The organism is Methanobrevibacter oralis (genome assembly GCF_001639275.1).
GTDB classification, from domain to species: Archaea; Methanobacteriota; Methanobacteria; order Methanobacteriales; family Methanobacteriaceae; genus Methanocatella; species Methanocatella oralis.
This window is the reverse complement of sequence record NZ_LWMU01000127.1, coordinates 1-1,626: the sequence shown is the minus strand read 5'-3', so window position 1 is coordinate 1,626 and position 1,626 is coordinate 1. Positions and strand designations below refer to the sequence as shown.

Annotated in this window: 1 protein-coding gene; it reads right to left on the bottom strand. The window is 21.4% G+C overall.

Annotation, left to right across the window (positions count from 1 at the left end; translation table 11 throughout):
• Window positions 1-100: 100 nt before the first annotated feature.
• Window positions 101-1,626: glycosyltransferase family 2 protein (locus MBORA_RS09670; protein ID WP_063720609.1), on the bottom strand; the 1,526-nt coding region annotated here is incomplete at its 5' end.

The following is a 1,626-nucleotide window of genomic DNA, read 5'->3' as shown; positions in this document are numbered from 1 at the left end:
CAATAGAATTTATGGAAAAACTATTTGAAAAAGAATTCTATAGAATCGTAAATAGAGATTCCTACTATAAAAATTGGATCAGTAAATTCATCATGATTAACTAAAAAATTTTTTGTCCGAAACTATAATCAGATTTTAATTCAAAACTTTGATTATAAAGCTCTAAATCTAAACTGTATAAAATATTTTCATCTAATGATAATTTCCATTTAAGTTCAAATTCAATATTTGATTCAATTTCATTATCAACAGATTTAATAAAATACACCCTTTCACTCACCCATTTATGATTAATAGATATTTTATAGTTAGCATCCCCCACTTTTTTAGGAATTATTTTTAATCCATCCTCCATATAATTTATCTCGAAAATTTCTTTAATATCAACATTTAAAAATGATAAATTATTACATTTTGTAAACAATACTAATGTATTCATATTTTTATTAATATCACTTTCATCAATTTCTTTTGTGAAATTTTTCTTATTCACTCGAAAATCTTCCTTTTTTCCATTATAGTTAAATTCTAAAAATACATCATAACTATTAATATTATCAATTTTTTTAATAGGTACTTTAGCATTAAATTTATTAATCCCAATAATCTCTAAATCAAATTGATAATTATTTTTGTCTTTTGAACCATATTTTCTAGTCATACCTTCAAATATGATTTTAGCCTCATCAATTTTTAAATTATGAGGTATAGAAATATTATTTAAATAAATATAATCTGAATCAACTTCCATATCATTTATATTAATAAAATAATGATGAATATTTTTAATTTCAAATAATTTATCTGGAATATTGTATTTTGAATTTCTAAAATATTTTAAATCCCAATAAATTTTATCTTTTTCAATAAATATGTTTTTTACAGTAGAATAATTTAATAAAAATTCTTCTAAAGTATCAATTTGTTTATTTAAAACAAAATAGGCACATAAATTATAAACAATGCTAATATATTCATTATCATAAACATTCTCAATATCATCTAATATATCATATAACCCTTTTAAATATGTTTTTTTATATAACGAATTTGTAAAAATTCCTTTTATTGGGAAAAAAAATCTTTCAAGATATATTTTAATCACTTTATTAAATAGTTCACCATCATCAAAGTAATCTTTTAATACATAATAATTATCAAATCTATCTTTTAAATTATCTAAATCTCGAGTATTTCTTGTAACTGAAGAATTGGCTTGTCTAGATCTCCAATAATAAACAAAATCGGGAATTAAAGTTATTTTATTTGCTTTAAGATAAGCTTCAAATATTAAAGGTGCATCAGCATATATTTTTCCAGGAATCATATAAATCTTATTTTCCTCAAGAAAAGTTCTTCTATAAATCTTATTCCAATAAAAAACATCATAATAAATTTCTAAATCTTTTTTAACATTTATTACACGCTCTTCATCCCAAAGATCATGTCTTGAACCAACAAGATTCAATAAAACATTATTTGAATATACATATGGTTTTCCACTGACAATATCTGAATTAGTTTCTTTTGCTTTTTTATACATTTTTTCATAAGCATCAAGTACAACTATATCATCAGAATCCATTAAAGTAACATACTCCCCTTTAGCCACTTTAAGACCATTAT